Source organism: Rubritalea spongiae (genome assembly GCF_042652385.1).
In the GTDB taxonomy this organism is placed as follows: domain Bacteria; phylum Verrucomicrobiota; class Verrucomicrobiia; order Verrucomicrobiales; family Akkermansiaceae; genus Rubritalea; species Rubritalea spongiae.
Window position 1 is genome coordinate 2,642,349 of the sequence record NZ_JBHSJM010000001.1, and the last position, 16,249, is coordinate 2,658,597.

Below are 16,249 nucleotides of genomic sequence, written 5' to 3' on the forward strand. Positions count from 1 at the left end.
ACTAAGTTCGAGCAAGTAGTTGTCAGCTAAAACTTATCTTTGGCCTTTGTGCTTTCTGGAGGAGATCTTTCAGGAAGTGTGATGAGTGGGTATTTATAGCCTCTTAGCTGGTTAACGTAGTGCTGCAAGTTCGCTGGGGCTGACGAGCTGGGAGAGAAATTTTAACTGAATTGGACAGTGTTTGTTTTTAGCGGTTTGTGGAAAAAGGAAGACCATTTTACGTTCCTTTGGTTGACTGAAGATGCGAGTTTCAAAGATGACCTTTTTATTAGCGCCAACTACGAAGGGAAGCAGTCCGCCTTTGCTCGGGATATTGGCATCGACAACTTCGATGCCGCCTGCTGAGATTTGAGATTTTTCACCGTTGATGAGAGTTTGAAGTGGGGTCTTGGTTAGGTTGAAGAATTTATATGAGCCAGGAGGGAAGCTTCCCAGAGAATCGTCTACACCTATGATTCGGAGAGGTCTTTCAGTGGAGCTGGGATCGGGCAGAAGTAAGAATAGCGCGCGTTGCTTGAAGTTGGGCATTTTGCTCTGAGCATATGGCAGGAACTGTTTTTCACCATCGACCATCTTTTCCGTGTAAAGAGTGAAGAAGTCACTTTTCTCAATGGGGAAGGGTTTCGAACGAGTGCCTTTACGCAATTCTAATGGATGGAATTGTTTGTTGTATTGGTAGAATAATTGCGTTGCCTCGAGTTTATCCCAAATCACGCAGGTGAAGCTTGATTTCGATCTGGTAGCAGTGGGTTCATTTTGAGCATGGGCGCTACAAAATAGAGCGAAAAGGAGGAGTAGGGTTTTTAGTGGGCTTTTCATATTTCATCTGGGTTGAGCCATCGGAAGGAGAGGGTTTTATATTTTCTTCCGAGTGCTTTATTGACGCCTTGTAGGACGGTGGAGAGTTCTGGTTTGAGTTTAGGGAATGTATGTGGGCTTGTAGAGGGATCGTCCCATGGGTCGTTGAGAGAGGAGTCTACGTATTCTGGAATGCGTTGAACTACTGCCTCGCAATAGGCTTCGGCTAGTTTTTTGCCATTTACATCTAGAGATTCTCCGTAGGCTCGGATGGTGAATGTATCACTTCTCGGGCGCAGACGAGGGGCGATGGGTAAGAGTAGGTCAGCTTGGTTGATTTCACCTGGGATGCCCATGGCAGTAGAGCGTTCAATCACTTGGTTACCGTTGAGATCATTTATAGTTTGATCGTGTTGGAAATGGCTCATTGGCGTTGATTCATAAACGGGTAAGAGTGAGCCGAGGGAATCTCTGACTTCTTCGTTGATTCTAGTTTCATCAATTGCTTCTTGAAGAAGACCTTGGTGGAGTCCCATGGGTCTATTTATAAAATCAGAGAGGCTCATGAATGGGCCATTTCGGGAGCCTCTTTCTTTAATTTTTTTTACGATGTTTGAGGCTAGTTCTTTGATTTGATCGTCGGTTAATCTAGCGAAGCCCGCCCAATGTTCGATAGCACCGTCATTGACATTTACGGGGAAATTTCCGCTAGGATATGGAGTGCCGTCAGAGGTGTCTTCTTCACCTTCGGCAAACTTGATGGCCATATCTTTATTGGACTTTAACAGGGCTTCCCAAGCATTTACTGATGTTGAATTGATGTTAAATGCTCCGTCAATAAGTGCGTATGCAGATGTTTTTTTGTATCCATCGTTGTTGTCGTCAATGTTGAGAGTTTTGTAGACTGTATTGGGAGTAGAGTCTGAAGGGATATAAGGTTTGAGAATAGGGCTGGCCTCGGCGTCACCATGACTTCCATCGTAAAAGGATGAGATTATCTCATTTGGGGATTCACCGGAAAAACCTGAGAAGAAATAGCGATCAAATAGTGCATCATTCATGTGCCAGGAGAGGTCATGTGCGGTACGTTGAATATAATTACCTTCATCGTGCACTGAACCATATACTGAGCTTGTCGGGATATATGGAGATGACCAAGAATTTCCAATAACACGGAAAGGTTCATTGGCGGAGAGCGAAATGTTCGCGTGGGATAGAGCTGCTACAGAGAGTAAGGGAGATCGTGGAATATGTATCATCGGAAAACGTTCGGTAGAGGTGGATCTAGAATTAAGTCCCCAGTGAGCTCTGCCGTCAGGTCTAGCTGAAAAGTCGATCCCGTGTTCACTAAAAATTTGATTAATGTCTGTGCCTGAGACGATATGGAACAATTGGTTTGGACCGCAGACTCTGTTGAATTCCCTTTTCACGATTGTGGGTACAGGATTAAAGCGAGAAAAGACTTCTACTGGGTTTGCGCCGGGGCCGTCCCAATATGCTGGCTTCATCATCAAACTCTGCAAGCCGAAGGTAAGTTTGGATCCCTTTAGCTGATCGAGGGTGGTATAGACTCCGTTCCCAGAATTGTAGCCTAGTGAAGGATCGAATTGTTTTAATTCTTTAAAATCGTTAGATCCTAGCGACCCGTTGAAGGGGAATCCTATATATTGAGATTGCGGCCCAAAAGTATCTGCTTGTGTTAAGTCAACAAGAGTTCCGTGATCAGGAAGATGCAGCCCCCATTCATTCCGCCCACCCACGGCCGCATTTGTGATAAGATTGTAATAAATTTTATCATCTTGGTCTAGGGGCAATCCAGTATCTAAGCGAAGACCTGAGTCAATATCCCACCCGTCATAGCCAATATTTAGTTCGCCATCTATCCCAGAAGTAGAGGCAACAACTATTTCTCCAGGTTTAAGAGATAAGTTGCCACCGCCTACACCCTTAATGTGATAGGATATGCTATTTGTATATTTATTAGTGAGGTTTTGGAGGCTTAAGTCACTTAGTCGGTATCTAATTTCAGAAGGAGTAGAGCCTGGTGAATCTTTCCAGATACTCACAGCATTAGGAAGTTCGGCTCCAAGCGCTAAAACAACGCCATTTGGGCAATCTATCTGACAATTGTAGGGGTTCCAGAGAAAGACGAGGAAATCGACTGTGATCTCTAGTGTGTTGGCTGGAGTGGCGCTTAGCCCTACAAGCATGCTAGACCCTATAAAGGATGGTGCATACGTGGATTTTGCAGGTCTATAGATATATCTTCTTTGGAAGCTTCCGGGGGCTCCGCCAAGTTCTATTTCCGAATCCCATAAAGATCTTCCCACAAAAGGAGTCAGAGTGGAGCTCAGATTATAGAAAGAGTCATTTCCTGGCACTGAGTTTGGATAATAGGAGCGCGCTGCTAGTGCATGGTTTCCAGAGTTGCCTGCTAGTTGCTTATAGAGATTCGCGTAGTCTCTCAAAGCCCACCATGTGGGACCTCGTAGGACTGAATCAGATCGAGCTATATCTGCTGAAAATGGACTTCCTGAAGAGCTAATGTCTCTATATGGATGTCTTGCTTTTACTGGCATTCCGGGGCTTTGTTCACCTTCTTCGAGCCGATCTCCACCGGCGACGAATTCGCCCTCTTGGCTATTAAATTTATCAGCAGATTCGGCCTCTGCATCTCCATCCATTTCGAAGGCTAAACTGAGGTCGCGTTGGAGGCCTCCGAGCTTGGTGTCGGAAAGTACAGCTTGGCTGAAGACTGTGAGATCGTGGTAGTTCTCTTTTACCCAAGAGTAGGAATGCGTTGTGCCGAAGCTGAGGTAGAGGTCCTCGACTGAGGAGAGTTTGTCGATGTCTTGATAGTAGGTGTCTATGTTTGTCGCATTGACTGGAGATCCAGCAGATGCAAAGGAGGTGATGTCAGGTCCGGCAGCTACCATCAATCGAGAAGCTTGTTGCTCATCATCAGTTCCTGTTTCATTGAGTGACCATACAGTGCTTGCTTTGACTCCGTTGTCCTTAATCCAGTAAGCATAGCTTCCTTGAGTTCGGCCATCATCTCCCTTGATTTCTATTTTATCAACTTCGACACTATCGGTGAAGCCGTTTCCATCGAAGATTGTGAGAGGGTTGCTTAGAGAGAGTTGGGTTGGGTCGGCTTGGTATAGAGCTGTTTGGTCAGAGGAGGAAACGAGCCACTTGAGGAAGTGTGTGGATTTGTCATTATCTGGGTTATTTGGATTTGGGTTATATGTGCTACTATCCCATACACCTACCCAATTTTTACGTGCGGAATGTGTGGATGCAGCGGCATTTGGATCCATGATTGAATCTGCTGTGGCTGTAATCCGTTGGTCGTGGCCAGAACTTTCTTGGAGTTGTGCGAGGGCTATAGTGAGCGCCAAACGTGCATTTGCCATAGCTTCTGCGCGTGGAATTTCGTGGTCTGCTTTTCTGATTGAGACGGAAGCGAGTGACAGCATGCCCATAGCAATCATCATCAAGAGGGACATTACCGAGAGCGTGGCAATGAGAGCGAAGCCTCTTGCCGAGAACTTTTGCCTGCTGAGGCTTGTTGGGTTTTGAGCTACCCTTGAATGAGGTGAGATGTTCATTTAATGAAGAGTGAAATTTACGAATTACGCCACAATTTCCGTTTTGTGTGTTGGATTGAGGATTTATAGAATGATTTTTCTATCAATGATGTGGAGTGTGTGCTGAGTTCATAAATCCAATAGATAAAGAGGTTTTTGTTTTTTAGATTTATAATGTATATACGGTGTATAGGTGTTTTTGGATGGGGGCAATTATTCTGTATTCACAAAGTGCGACAATAGGAGTTACGAAATGCGCGCTGTGTCTCGTGGAAGATGACGGGATTGTGAGTGGTTATGGAATCTAACAGGGGGAGATGGTCCCCCTTGGTATGATGACGCAAAAAAGCTCTACAGCATGATGGCTGTAGAGCTCTGAGATTGAAAACGGGGGCTGGGCTTTGCCTTATTTAATGATGACAGTCGCTCCGGGGCGGATGAGTTTAGGCATTTTCACAACGTCCCAGTTGGCGAGGCGAATGCAGCCTGCGCTGCGGCCGCGGCCGATGCGTTCGGGGTTGCTAGTTCCGTGGATCCCGATGCCTCGACGGCTGAGGCCCTGCCAGTGGACACCGACTGGGCTGTTAGGGCCTGAAGGGATCGTGAGGCTCACTTTGCTGTAGACGCCTTGCTTGAGTAGTGAGTCGTCGTAGCGCCAAGTGGGGAACTCAATAGAGTTCATCATTTTCCATGTGCCACGGCGGATGAACTGTGGGCGACCAGGAGTGATAGGGAAGGCGGCGAGGACGATGGCTCTGTCTTCATCGTACTCGCTCAATTTTACAGCAGGGCCTTCTTCTTCGATAATCATGGCGCGTGGAGTTTCTTCTGGTGAGGTGTCAGCGATGACGACTCGTGTGGGTGGCTCAGGACTAGTTACAACTGGAGTCTGATCTTCAATCTCTGAAGAATCTTGGGTTTCTGCGGTTTGTGGAATCTCTGGTGGATTGATCGCTTGATAGATGCGGATCTGGTGGGCGTCGGTATCAATGACAGCCCAGCGTGAGCTTAGGAGAGGGTCTTCTTTGTAGCCTCTGCCGTGGCTCATATTTTCGATGAGAAATGGATCAACATTGGGGACGCGGATGGCATCGTGAATTTTAAGGCGGTTGATTTTTTTTGAGCCATTGAATAGCTCAAGTAAGCTCACGGAGCAATGGTAGCGCTCAGCCATGAACTCGGCAATGGAGCGATAGGGCATGTCTTTGCGGCTGGCTTGGTAGGAGCGATCATCGCCCCAGCGGAAATTGACATCCACATATTTTTTCGCTGCTTCTGGGACAGTGGCGATGGCATAGATCTGGGTGATTTCTTGGTTGGCGAGTTGTTGAACTGACGCGATGTCGTCTTCTTCTCTACCGTATTTTTTGTTGAAAGTGGCGATGGCCTTTTTTGTGTATTGGCCGGGCTTTCCGTCGATGACTCCTGGGCCGAAGTTGAGCTGATCGAGGTAGATTTGCAGACGGGTGCCTTCTTCTCGCTCTTTTGGGATGATGATTTCTTCGCCGGTAACTTCATCGATGAAGATAGCTCTTGGTGGCTCTTGGTTCTCGGTGGAGGCAAGATTCAAGGCTGGAATTTCCGCTGCTTGGATTGCTAGAGGTAAAATGAATAGGAGAAAGCGCATAGTGACTGATTGAGGAGTACGAAGAGAAGCTTCCACTCTTTCGGCTAACAATCAAGCACGTCTGGTTATTCGCAGATAAATTGCTCTAATCGTCCGGCTATAATACTAGGTACGATAGCGGTCACGAGGACATCGTTCCCTTCGTATTCAGTGGAAATGACTTTAGCGTCAGTGTGGAGGAGTGCGCTGATGTCGCCACGGCTTTGAGGAATGCGGTAAGTGCGGCGGCGCACTCTATCTCCGAGCATTTCAGCGCATTTGTGCAAGAGTTCATCTATGCCTGTGCCTTCGCGCGCGGAGAGGCAGATGGTATTTGGGAAGCGATCACTGAGGCTAGCGAGAATGCTAGTGTCTTCGATTGCATCGACTTTATTGAGCACGGTGATGACGGGTTTACCCTCGGCTCCGAGTTCATTGAGCACATTCATTGTGGTTTCGAAAAACTCAATGGCTCGAGGATCGTTGGCGTCGAGTACGTGGATGAGGAAGTCAGCGAGTACCGCTTCTTCCAATGTGGCTTTAAATGCTTCAACGAGGCGGTGGGGTAGGTTGCGGACAAAGCCGACGGTATCTGTGAGCAAGAGTGTTTGGCCGTCTGGAAGCTCGATAGAGCGGGTAGTGGTGTCGAGTGTGGCGAAGAGCATGTCTTTTGCCATAATGTCGGCACCAGAAAGGGTGTTGAGGAGGGTCGATTTACCTGCGTTAGTATATCCTACGATTGCTGCGTGCGGAGTGGCATTTTTTTCGCGATCTTTGCGGCGGGTGGCACGCTGAGTGCGGACGGCTTCGAGTTCTCGTTTGGTGCGATCGATGCGTTTGCGGGCGAGCCGGCGGTCGACTTCGATTTGTTGCTCACCCATACCACGGGCGGCTCCGCCACCGCCGGCGCCACCACCACCTTCACGGTCGAGATGACCCCACATGCGTGCCATGCGTGGAAGGGCGTATTGCATGCGAGCGAGGTCGACTTGAAGACGAGCTTCTTTGGTCTGAGCACGTTGGGCGAAGATATCGAGAATGACTTCTTCGCGGTCAATGACGCAGATATGCGAGAGCTCTTCCCATTCTCGTTGTTGAGAGGGAGCGAGCTGGTTATCGAAGACGATGCAGTCGCATTCGTGGGCGCGGGCGAATTCTACAATTTCAGCGGCTTTGCCTGTACCACAGAGATACTTGCGGTGCATCGAGCGGGAGTGGGCGAGCTGGAGTTCAGCGACGCCAATGCCAAGGGTGGTGACGAGTTCTTCCAACTCTTGGAGGAGGCTGATGTCTTCGTCTTCTTCACGGCGATTGAATGAAAGACGGACGAGCAAGGCGCGCTCGACCATTTCTGGTTTTTCCCTAACTTCGAACATGTGTCTGTTGAGATAAGGGGGAGACGGGGCAGAGGTACAGTATTTTTTGCGGCAAGCGCTAAATAGCAAAGCCCGAGCTATAGAAATACTCGGGCTTTGAAGGCAGAAGTGAGTTGTTGAGAGTTATTCTGTCGCCATGAAGACTGGGACATTGTCTAATTCCCATTCCCAGTTTGGAAATTTCTTGATGGCGGCTTTATCTTCGGGTTCGAGGTGACCCATTGTGAATGGAGGCAGGATGTCGCGACCACCTTTGCCTTTGCGGTATTCTGCTCCTTTTTCTTCGATCATCAGTCCGAAATACATTTGTCCACCAGGGGCTTCTGAGATGACGAGGTCGATATCGAGTTCCTCTCCTTCTCTGACGCTAAACCACGCTCCGTAGTCGAGTTTGACATTCCTGCGCCAGCTTTCAACGTCTGGCCCTGTTGAGTTTCCTTTTACGGTGACAGTGCCTGGTAATGGGCCGTTAATTAGAGCGGAGGTGAAGACTGATTTGCGGTTGAGGTTTACAGTGATAATGTCATCTCCTTGGCCTACAAATCTAAAGGTTCCATTTTTGGGTGCTTTGATTTTTCCTTGGTAATGAATCAGCCAGTTACTTGGTTCTACTTTTCCTTCTTGGCCAAATTGCTTTGGAGCTAAATCTGCGCTACTAGGTGGGATGGCGATGTAGCGAGCATAGAGTGGGCGTTCCGCCTTATATAAACCTCTGAACGAGCTGTCTGAAAAATTACTATTACGTATTTTTCGAAATACAGAAGAAAAGCTGCCTCCATCTTTTTTTCGCATAGAAGCCATACTCATTGGCTTGTAGCGTGCATTAGGTTCACCGTCAGCTGTTTGCTTGAAGTCATAAAAGTGTCCTTGGATGGTGCCTAGAACCTTGGTATTGGAGCCGAATCCGCCTGCGGCACCAGTGGCTCCTGCGCTGCCCCAAGCATCACCATCAAAGCCGAGTCCAAAATCGTCGCCAGCACCGAAGTCGAGTGAAGCTTCATTAACACTGAAGTCGACCGTTGGGACGGACATGCTTGCGCTGGAGTCTGTGGCGATGACGCTAGCAATTTGTGAGGGGGCTGTGGGCTTGCGCGACACTTCATTAACGATTTCTGGTTTTTCGATGGTGGTGGTTTCAGAAATGCCCACGGGGTAGGCGATCAATTCAGGAGTTTTCTTGTTTACTGTAGCCATGACAAGAATGCTCAGAATAATGACGAGTAATGCACAGATGAGTAGTGAAATGAGAATGGAATATAGCGTTGATTTCTTCTTCTGGCTGTCCAAAGCTTGTTGGGCTTCGGTTGATATATTAGCGTGCAAACTCATTGTTAGGTTAGGTCGAAACTTTTAGAAGTGATTGGTGTGTCTAGTTTTATGTAATTATAATGCAATGACCTGTATTACACAGGCAAATATGTGAAATATCACATGGTAGGCGTAAAAAAAAGCCCAAATCTGGCAGAGCTAGAAAAGGGCTTTAGAGTGAAAGCTGGGAATGGAGGAAGTTAGTGCGTAACTTGGTATTAATCAACACTCTGGAATCCAGGGACTTTTCTGAGGTCGAATTTTAAATTTGGAAAATCCTTTAGAGCTTTTTCGTCTTCTGGTGTGAGTGGGCCTGCACTGAAAGGAGGAAGGATGGGGGCGCCATTGTCGCTAGTTCTATAGCGCTCGCCTTCTTTCTCAATGAGGAGGACGAAACCTACTTTTCCTCCTGGGTTCTCTCCAATGGCAATATCCAGTTGAAATTCTTGGCCTTCTGTGAGGTCGAACCAGCTACCATAGATAAAGTTAGGTCCGTAGGGGCCTCTGTGTTTGGGCTGGGAAGAAGCATTCGCTCCCTCCACTTTTAATCTGGGAGCAATGCGCGGCCATGGTGCGACGAGTCTAGGTTCTCCATCGATAGAGGCACCAATATAGTCATCTCCGGAGCCGACGAATCTGTATCTTCCAGCCTCTAGGGATTTGATGGTGCCTGAGTAATGAACCATCCAGCGACTGGGTTTTACTTCTTTTTCTACGTCAAAGAGTTTTGGTGCATCATCGGCGTCGGATAATGGAATCGCGATGTAGCGCACAAATAACGCTTTATCTGCCTTAAAGTGGTCGCGTAGGCCTCTAGCATTAAATCCTGCGTCGTGGAATTTTTTAACACTATTAATGAAGCCGTCGTCGCCTTTGTTGTTAGAAGGTTTGCCACGGCGGTCTTGTTTGAAGTCGTAGAATTGCCCAGCGATGGTTCCGAGAACTTTCTTGCTAGAGCCAAAACCGCCAGCGGCGCCCGTGGCGGCCATGGAGCCGAACATATCTCCGTCGAATCCATCGCCGAAATCTTCACCTGCACCGAATTCGATAGAAGCTGTATCGAGACTAAAATCTACAGTGGGGACTGAGGATGGTGAGGCTGATGCGCTAGCAATGACGCTGGTCATTTGAGATGGAGCAGAGGGTTTACGAGCAACTTCATTGACGATCTCTGGCTTCTCAATGGTGGTAGTTTCTTCAATTCCCATGTTGTAGGAAACCATTTCAGGAGCCTTTTTAGTCACAGTAGCCATTACAAAAATACTGAGTATGATAGCTAGAAGTGTGCAAATGAGGATCGAAATCAGGATCGAGTAAAAGGTGGATTTCTTTTTTTGCTTTTCCAAAGCAAGTTGTGCCTCGGTGGATAGTGATGCGTGTAGGCTCATTGTGTTGGCAAGGGTTTGCTACCATTCTCTTCTCCAAGTTATATTGAAGTAATGGAGTGTTTCAGAGATGTCTGAATTTGTCAGCATCTATGATCTCCAGCATTATTACTCCAATCTCACTGCTCAAATGGTATACTGTTAAGTATTTTGCATTATGAATAATGAGTTGGGTTGGTAAAGTCAGATGACGTTACTGGTTGGATAAATTGCGATAATAAGAAAGCCGTTCCATATAGAGGGAGCGGCTTAAGCTGTATTTAAGGGAGTATGTATAGATCTGAAAGTGTTACGCAGAGCTGGGCTTACGGCTGCTCGCCGAAAACTTGGAGTGAAAGCTATTTGGATTTTTGAAGGAAGGAATGAATTACCGAGTTTGTTCAGTTTTTACTTGGCTTGCTGCTATCACGTAATCTGTGACAAGTTTTTCTTCCTCTTTCGAAAGTCCAGCATTCCAAGCCATACCTGGTACGATGACATGCCATTGATCAGTAGGTATTTCATTTGGAATACGCTTTTCGTGGCATTGAGTGCATTGGCGCATGAAAATTGCATGGCCTCTGCCTAGGTCTTCTAAGGGAATGTTAGACTGCGCTGCTAGTGCTGGAGAGGGAGCGAGAGGGTCGTCATTTGTATGCACAGAACAGGCGGTAATGACGGAGAGAGTAAGGGCAGCGAGAATAGTGGTGAGAGGTTTCATCTTTAGCTAGTGAGTTCGGCTCGAGTTTGTGCTTTGTATTCAGTAGGTGATTGCCCGGTGTAGCGGTGGAAACTACGGTTGAATTGAGAGAGGCTTTGGAAGCCTGTTTCGTAGGCTATTTCGATGATACGTACATTTCTGCTAGAGAGAAGCTCTTTTGCCAATTCGACGCGGTGTCGGTTGATGTATTCTACGACTGTAAGACCTGTCGATTTTTTAAACTGCTTGCAGAGGTAGCTGTTTGTGACTTTCGCGTTCTCCGCTAAGGTGTCGAGGCTGATTTTTTCTGAGAGTTTTTCGTGGATGAAGCGCTTTGTTAGGTCCACAATATTCCCAGATTTAGGGTGGATTTTGGTAATCAGGTTATTTGCTAGATCTGAGAGTTGGAGAGCAAAGGCTCCGAGGAGAGTAAGCTGGGATTTATATTCGTCCTTGGTGTAAACTCTCGCTGCGTCAAAAAGCATGATGACATCACGACCCACGTGGGGAGGCATGGCTTTTGAAATTTTTAAGAAAAAGTCGGGATCGATTTCCTTCTCATCGGTACGAACTTGACCGGATCGAAGATAGGCGACGGTACCAGTTTTCGTCTGAATGGGGATGAGCGTGGTGGTGATATTTGCGTCACAAGATGCAGTGAAGGCTTGCTGGTCGATGCGTTTTGAGAGATCCAGTGTGTGTTCGGTGCAGCGATTTTTACAGGTGTCAGTATTCAGCATCATCGAGCAGAAGTCGTTTTTACATCGCAAAGACTCTTCTTTGGGCGTGCTGATGATATCTGGATGAATGAGGGCCAGTGTTTGTCCAGTGACTTGTTCGAAAGCAGTACGGTAGATACTGAAAAGGTCCGTGGTCAATAGCTCAGAATAGATAGTATCTATCTCAGCTGGGATCTTGATATGGTCAGCTTTTGTCATCCAATAAGAGAGGCCTCCTAACCCCGTGTGGCAAACTAGCACAAGTGGATGACAGTAGCAACTGTGGTGAGCTGGAGCGTTTGCTCGAGGAGGCCTAATGCCATTCTATTTTTTGTAAACAGCGTCAGCGTCGTAGGTGAAATCTTCGGTGGTGACGAGATTTACAGGGTTCTTTGATGCATCGATGTCGACTTTGCGATAGAAGCAGGAGTTGCGTCCAGTGTGGCAAGCGCCAGCGCCTTGTTGATCGACATAGACGATAATGGCGTCTTGGTCGCAGTCGGTATAGATTTCGACTACTTTTTGAGTGTGGCCAGAGGTGGCGCCTTTGTGCCAGATTTCTTGACGGCTGCGCGAGTAGTAGACGACTTCTCCGATCTCCAAGGTCATTTTTAGAGATTGCTCGTTCATATAGGCGAGCATGAGTGGCTGCTTGGTTTCAGCGTCCATAGCGACGCAGGGAATGAGGCCGTTTTCGTCAAATTTGGGAGAAAGCACTAGATCTTCTTCTAGAGCTTTCTTGTCCTTGCGAATGCCAAATTTAATAATGTCAGACATTTTCTGAATAGTGTTATTCTGCGTTAAGTGCGAGGCGTTCGTCAGAGGCTAGAAGCTTGGTGAGGTTGTCCCAGCCATTGTCAGTTTGGAGGTTGAAGACGCGGAGGTAGAGGCTGACGAGTTGTGGGTCGAATTTTTCTACAAGTGTGTCGACAGCAGCTTTTAGCTTGTCGGCATCGAGAGTTTCGGGGAGATCTCCATCTACAGAGCCTTTGCCGTCGTGCTCGATTCCCATGGCATCACAGAAGGCAACGAGTAGTTCTTGCTGTCCCTGCATGAAATAGACCTGGAAGAGATGCTCACCGATCATGTTGCTGGACTTGAGCTTAAGGGTCTTGTGCATCCAAGCGATCTGGTCAGCTACTGATTTTTTCTGAACGAAAACTGGGCGGAGTTTGCGGTCATTTGCGAGAGTAGCGATGGTGTGCTTGTACAGATCACGCTCTTCATCACGCATCCATTGAAAAAGATCTGAGATGATGGACGGCTTGATGTTCTGGTAAATTTCGTATGCTTGCATAATCGTGAAAATTGCTGAGGCGCAGTGAAGTCAGCGGGGCAGCCTGAGTCAAGGCAGTTATACCATTCTCCTAGTTATATTGAGGTAATGTAAAAGTAGAGATATTTGAATTTGTCAACAGAGCTGAGTTTGATGGGAGATTAGGGCTCTCATTGATGCTGTCGGCTTTACAGGTTAGTTAGCCTACCTGCTAGCCTCCTTTCCCGAGCCTTTTTAGCATCTCTGACCTTCAGTTCCACTACACCAATTTGACTACTCAAATGGTGTTATCGCCAGTTGGTGATGATGTCTTCTGTTGCATTGTCTTCACCTTGGCTCCAAATGAGGACTCTTTTTCCAACTATATCTTCTCCTTCGTCTTCGAGGCCTAGGGCTGGAGGTTCGATGGTCTTATCAAAGTCTCCATCGATGATGATTTCAAAATTTTGACCAAAAGTGTTTTTTAAGCCATCGATGTCTCCGCTCGAGGTTCGAAGAAGGCCACCTCTGTTGTTTTTGCCTTCGGCGAACCCTTCAAGGAAGTTTATGCCTTTGATGTTGTATTCGAGGTTGTCTTGTGTCCCTTCGAGTTCAGATAGGAGCTGTTCGATTTCGCTGGTATCGAGAGTATCGTCATCGGAAACTTCAACAGGGTAGTAGCCGTATTCTCCGTAGAACCGGTCAATGGCTCTTTCAAGAGCGACTGTCATTTCACGATTTTTTTCAAGATTGCCGCTTTTAATAACTTTGTTCGCAACAGGAAATGCGATTGCAGCTAGGCCTGTGATGATGGCGACGACGATAAGGATCTCGATAAGTGAGAAGCCGGGACGAATAGTACGCGTGTAGGGTGTGATGGTTTTCATAATGCGATGTGCACCCTAGTGAGTGCTTTTTCAGGCGTCCAAACTTTTTTAGAGAATCTTGAGCTTGAGAGAGTTCGCTTGACCCCATAGAGTTATGTGTTTTACTTTGTAAATACAGGTTAGAGGCAGAGGGGGAAGATGTTTTTGAAAAAAGTGATTCCCACCTCCATGCGAAACGACTAGCGTGTGCCGAACTACATGAAAATCCAAATAGATAAGAAGCAAATTATACGAGGGTTCACTCTAGTGGAAATGCTGGTAGTCCTCGTCATTATCTCAGTCTTGATAGGGCTAGGGGCGTCTGTGATGCGAAATGCGACTACCGCTCAAGGAGTGAGTACCGCAGTGCCAATAGCTGAAGGCGTCTTTAACGAAGCGCGGGCTATAGCAAAAAGTCGAGGCTTGCACACACGTGTCGTGATCCCTTCTGGAGCTGGCAAAGATAATCACGAGAAAAACTTTCGTTATTTAGGTATCGTGGAGCAAGATGTCGATGCCGATGGGGCTCCTCTTTATAATGGGAGTACGGCAGTCTTTAAAGATCGTCTTAGTTCGAGAGGGAAGACTTTGCCTGGGAAAACTTTTTTTAATGAGAATCTAAGTTCTCCGATCAATGAGGAATCGTATAAGATCCCGGGCGAGAGTTCAGCAGTGCAGTGCTATTACTTTGAATTTAATGCCGAAGGTTATTTAGTCGATACGACTACTTCGGGAAATGGTCCTGCTGGATCGGTCGTGATCCAGTCAGGTAGCATGCCGCCAAATGCTACAAAACCGAAGGAATTGAATTCAAATAGTCGAGATGCTGGAGGCTTTGCTATTTGGAAGCGTGGGAATACCTCGGTTTATCGCTCAGTGGATCAAATTCCTTCACTCACTGGAAACCCAACTTTTTAGGAAGATATGAAAATTACGAAGCATGTAAGCAAGGGCTTTTCGTTAGTGGAAGTGGTGATCGCCATTGGGATCGTGGCCATTTTGCTGACGACATTTATGGCTGTGTTTGGACCAGCGCAGCAGAATATTAATCGGGCTATAGGAGTCTCTGACGCGAACCGTTTGGTGTCTACATTAGAAAATGAAATGGCAGTTTTGCGTCTAGGAGAAGAAAATGAATATCAAGATGCTGACGGAAACGCCTCCGCATTCGAGAAGGCATTCCAGTGGATCCAAAATTCTAATGGAGCTGGAGATGCGATTCTTATTTATCAGTATCAAGCTTTACCAGATGAGTCGAACCAAGACGGGACGCTACAAGCTATTGAAGCTAGTGATGCACAGGACGAAAATTTGCTCCCAGGGAAAGATTATATCACACAAACCACAGCTCGAAGAGTTTCATTTGACCCATATGGACTTATTGAAAAAGAGCTAGTTCCAGGTGTTGTGTCTGGGAATGTTTATGTAGCGCGTATGACTCAGCTGTTGCTACAGGCTGATAAAGATGACATAGATGACGACGGTGATAGAACAGAATTAGTTTTACAAGTTGGGGATGCAGGAAAGATCAAGTTCATTAACGAAGATGGTACAGAAACTGAGGTTGGTGATAGTTCTGACTATAATGAGGCTTATATTACGGTCCAGGTCGAGTTTTTCCAAATGCCAAACAATCTAGCAGGCTACGTGACCGGTGGAGGCTGGGATTTTGATGAATTAGGTAGCCCAGTGGCTGTGCACAATATTGCTGTGAGAAGATAAGTTATTATGAAGATATCATTAAGAACACGTAAAGGTTTTACCTTGCTAGAGCTGTTGACAGCTGTCGCGATAACGACCGTAATTATTGCAGCACTCATCGGGATGACGCGGATGTCAATGGATGCTTGGAAAGAGAGCAGTGACCGAGCTAGAGCTTCGCGATTGGCAAAAGAGAGTCTAGAGGTGATGGCCAAAGATTTCGAAGGTATGGTGCTGCGAACCGGGAATGATTACCAATGGCTGTATACTAAAATGGATGCAAACGTGGAGTTAGGACCTAGTTCGGCTGAGATAGAAAACCCTCTCGATATGGCATTTTTCACGGCTGCAACAGACCGCTATGATGGAGATCTTGGACCTAATAGCACTAAGGATGAAGGTGGCGATATTTCGACTGTGTTTTATCGTTTGATATACAAGGATCAATTTGATGGTGATTTTAAAGTGTATTCACTTTATCGACACTTGGTAAATCCTGATGAAACCTTTGAGAATCATTTAGCGCTCAAAGATGGTGACGATGATGATGATGCGGAAGGTCTTGAGAATTCTGCTCCGACTGAGTCTGTCGTAACGAATGCCGAGAATTTCTTGGCTGAGAATGTCTATAACATTACTGTGACCTATGTGTTTGAGGTGCTGAACACGACGACATCTCAGCTTGAAACAGTCAGAGTTCCAGTGATGTCCGATCAAGGAGGTTTTAACGAGATAAGTATTACTGGTTCAGAGGTGACAGTGAGTCCCAATGAAATAAAGGACTCTAATGGAAATACTGTGACTAATGTATCACGTTTGGTATCTGTTGAACTAGGGGTTCTCGTGCTTTCAGATTCTGCAATGAATACCCTAAAACACCAGAGCTTTACTTCAGACAAGTTCAATGAGTTTGTGAAATCGAATAGTCACTACTTTACTAAATCGGTGATTCTTCCCCGTCCATAG

Annotated in this window: 14 protein-coding genes; 3 read left to right on the plus strand and 11 right to left on the minus strand. The window is 46.7% G+C overall.

All coding sequences use genetic code 11. From position 1 onward, the window contains the following. Positions 1-111 precede the first annotated feature (111 nt). From ACFPK9_RS11740 to ACFPK9_RS11790, 11 genes are all read right to left on the minus strand, one after another. Entirely contained in the window at positions 112-819 is a 708-nt protein-coding gene (locus tag ACFPK9_RS11740) for a hypothetical protein (RefSeq protein WP_377095088.1), read from the minus strand. Then, on the minus strand, positions 816-4,409 hold the full coding sequence (locus ACFPK9_RS11745) for a hypothetical protein (protein WP_377095090.1): 3,594 nt from the start codon (positions 4,407-4,409) through the stop codon (positions 816-818). The genes ACFPK9_RS11740 and ACFPK9_RS11745 overlap by 4 nt, the downstream gene beginning before the upstream one ends. Positions 4,410-4,794: 385 nt before the next feature. Then, on the minus strand, positions 4,795-6,015 hold the full coding sequence (locus tag ACFPK9_RS11750) for a L,D-transpeptidase family protein (protein ID WP_377095091.1): 1,221 nt from the start codon (positions 6,013-6,015) through the stop codon (positions 4,795-4,797). Between the two features lie 65 nt (positions 6,016-6,080). Beyond that, positions 6,081-7,370: a GTPase HflX gene (gene hflX, locus ACFPK9_RS11755; RefSeq protein WP_377095092.1), complete on the minus strand. Its 1,290-nt coding sequence runs from the start codon at positions 7,368-7,370 to the stop codon at positions 6,081-6,083. Between the two features lie 123 nt (positions 7,371-7,493). Further along, positions 7,494-8,699, minus strand: coding sequence for a hypothetical protein (locus ACFPK9_RS11760; RefSeq protein ID WP_377095093.1), 1,206 nt, complete (start codon positions 8,697-8,699; stop codon positions 7,494-7,496). A 197-nt stretch (positions 8,700-8,896) separates the two neighbouring features. Next, entirely contained in the window at positions 8,897-10,066 is a 1,170-nt protein-coding gene (locus ACFPK9_RS11765; protein ID WP_377095094.1) for a hypothetical protein, read from the minus strand. Positions 10,067-10,430: 364 nt separating this feature from the next. After that, a complete protein-coding gene (locus tag ACFPK9_RS11770; RefSeq protein ID WP_377095095.1) occupies positions 10,431-10,763 on the minus strand; it encodes a c-type cytochrome in 333 nt (110 codons plus the stop codon). Positions 10,764-10,765: 2 nt separating this feature from the next. Continuing rightward, positions 10,766-11,680 (minus strand): helix-turn-helix domain-containing protein, encoded by a 915-nt coding sequence (locus ACFPK9_RS11775; protein ID WP_377095096.1) that lies wholly within the window; start codon positions 11,678-11,680, stop codon positions 10,766-10,768. A 105-nt stretch (positions 11,681-11,785) separates the two neighbouring features. Next, positions 11,786-12,238, minus strand: coding sequence for a phosphoribosyl-AMP cyclohydrolase (hisI, locus tag ACFPK9_RS11780; protein ID WP_377095097.1), 453 nt, complete (start codon positions 12,236-12,238; stop codon positions 11,786-11,788). A gap of 13 nt (positions 12,239-12,251) precedes the next feature. Continuing rightward, positions 12,252-12,758, minus strand: a complete 507-nt coding sequence (locus tag ACFPK9_RS11785; protein WP_377095098.1) for a hypothetical protein — start codon at positions 12,756-12,758, stop codon at positions 12,252-12,254. 266 nt (positions 12,759-13,024) lie between these two features. After that, a complete protein-coding gene (locus ACFPK9_RS11790; RefSeq protein ID WP_377095099.1) occupies positions 13,025-13,603 on the minus strand; it encodes a type II secretion system protein in 579 nt (192 codons plus the stop codon). Between the two features lie 198 nt (positions 13,604-13,801). Between ACFPK9_RS11790 and ACFPK9_RS11795 the strand changes: the two genes are divergently transcribed. The 3 genes from ACFPK9_RS11795 to ACFPK9_RS11805 are packed head-to-tail and all read left to right on the plus strand — an operon-like array spanning position 13,802 to position 16,249. Beyond that, positions 13,802-14,500 (plus strand): Tfp pilus assembly protein FimT/FimU, encoded by a 699-nt coding sequence (locus ACFPK9_RS11795; protein WP_377095101.1) that lies wholly within the window; start codon positions 13,802-13,804, stop codon positions 14,498-14,500. A gap of 6 nt (positions 14,501-14,506) precedes the next feature. After that, complete coding sequence (locus ACFPK9_RS11800; protein ID WP_377095103.1) at positions 14,507-15,304, plus strand: type IV pilus modification PilV family protein; 798 nt, start codon at positions 14,507-14,509, stop codon at positions 15,302-15,304. A gap of 6 nt (positions 15,305-15,310) precedes the next feature. Beyond that, entirely contained in the window at positions 15,311-16,249 is a 939-nt protein-coding gene (locus tag ACFPK9_RS11805) for a PulJ/GspJ family protein (protein ID WP_377095104.1), read from the plus strand.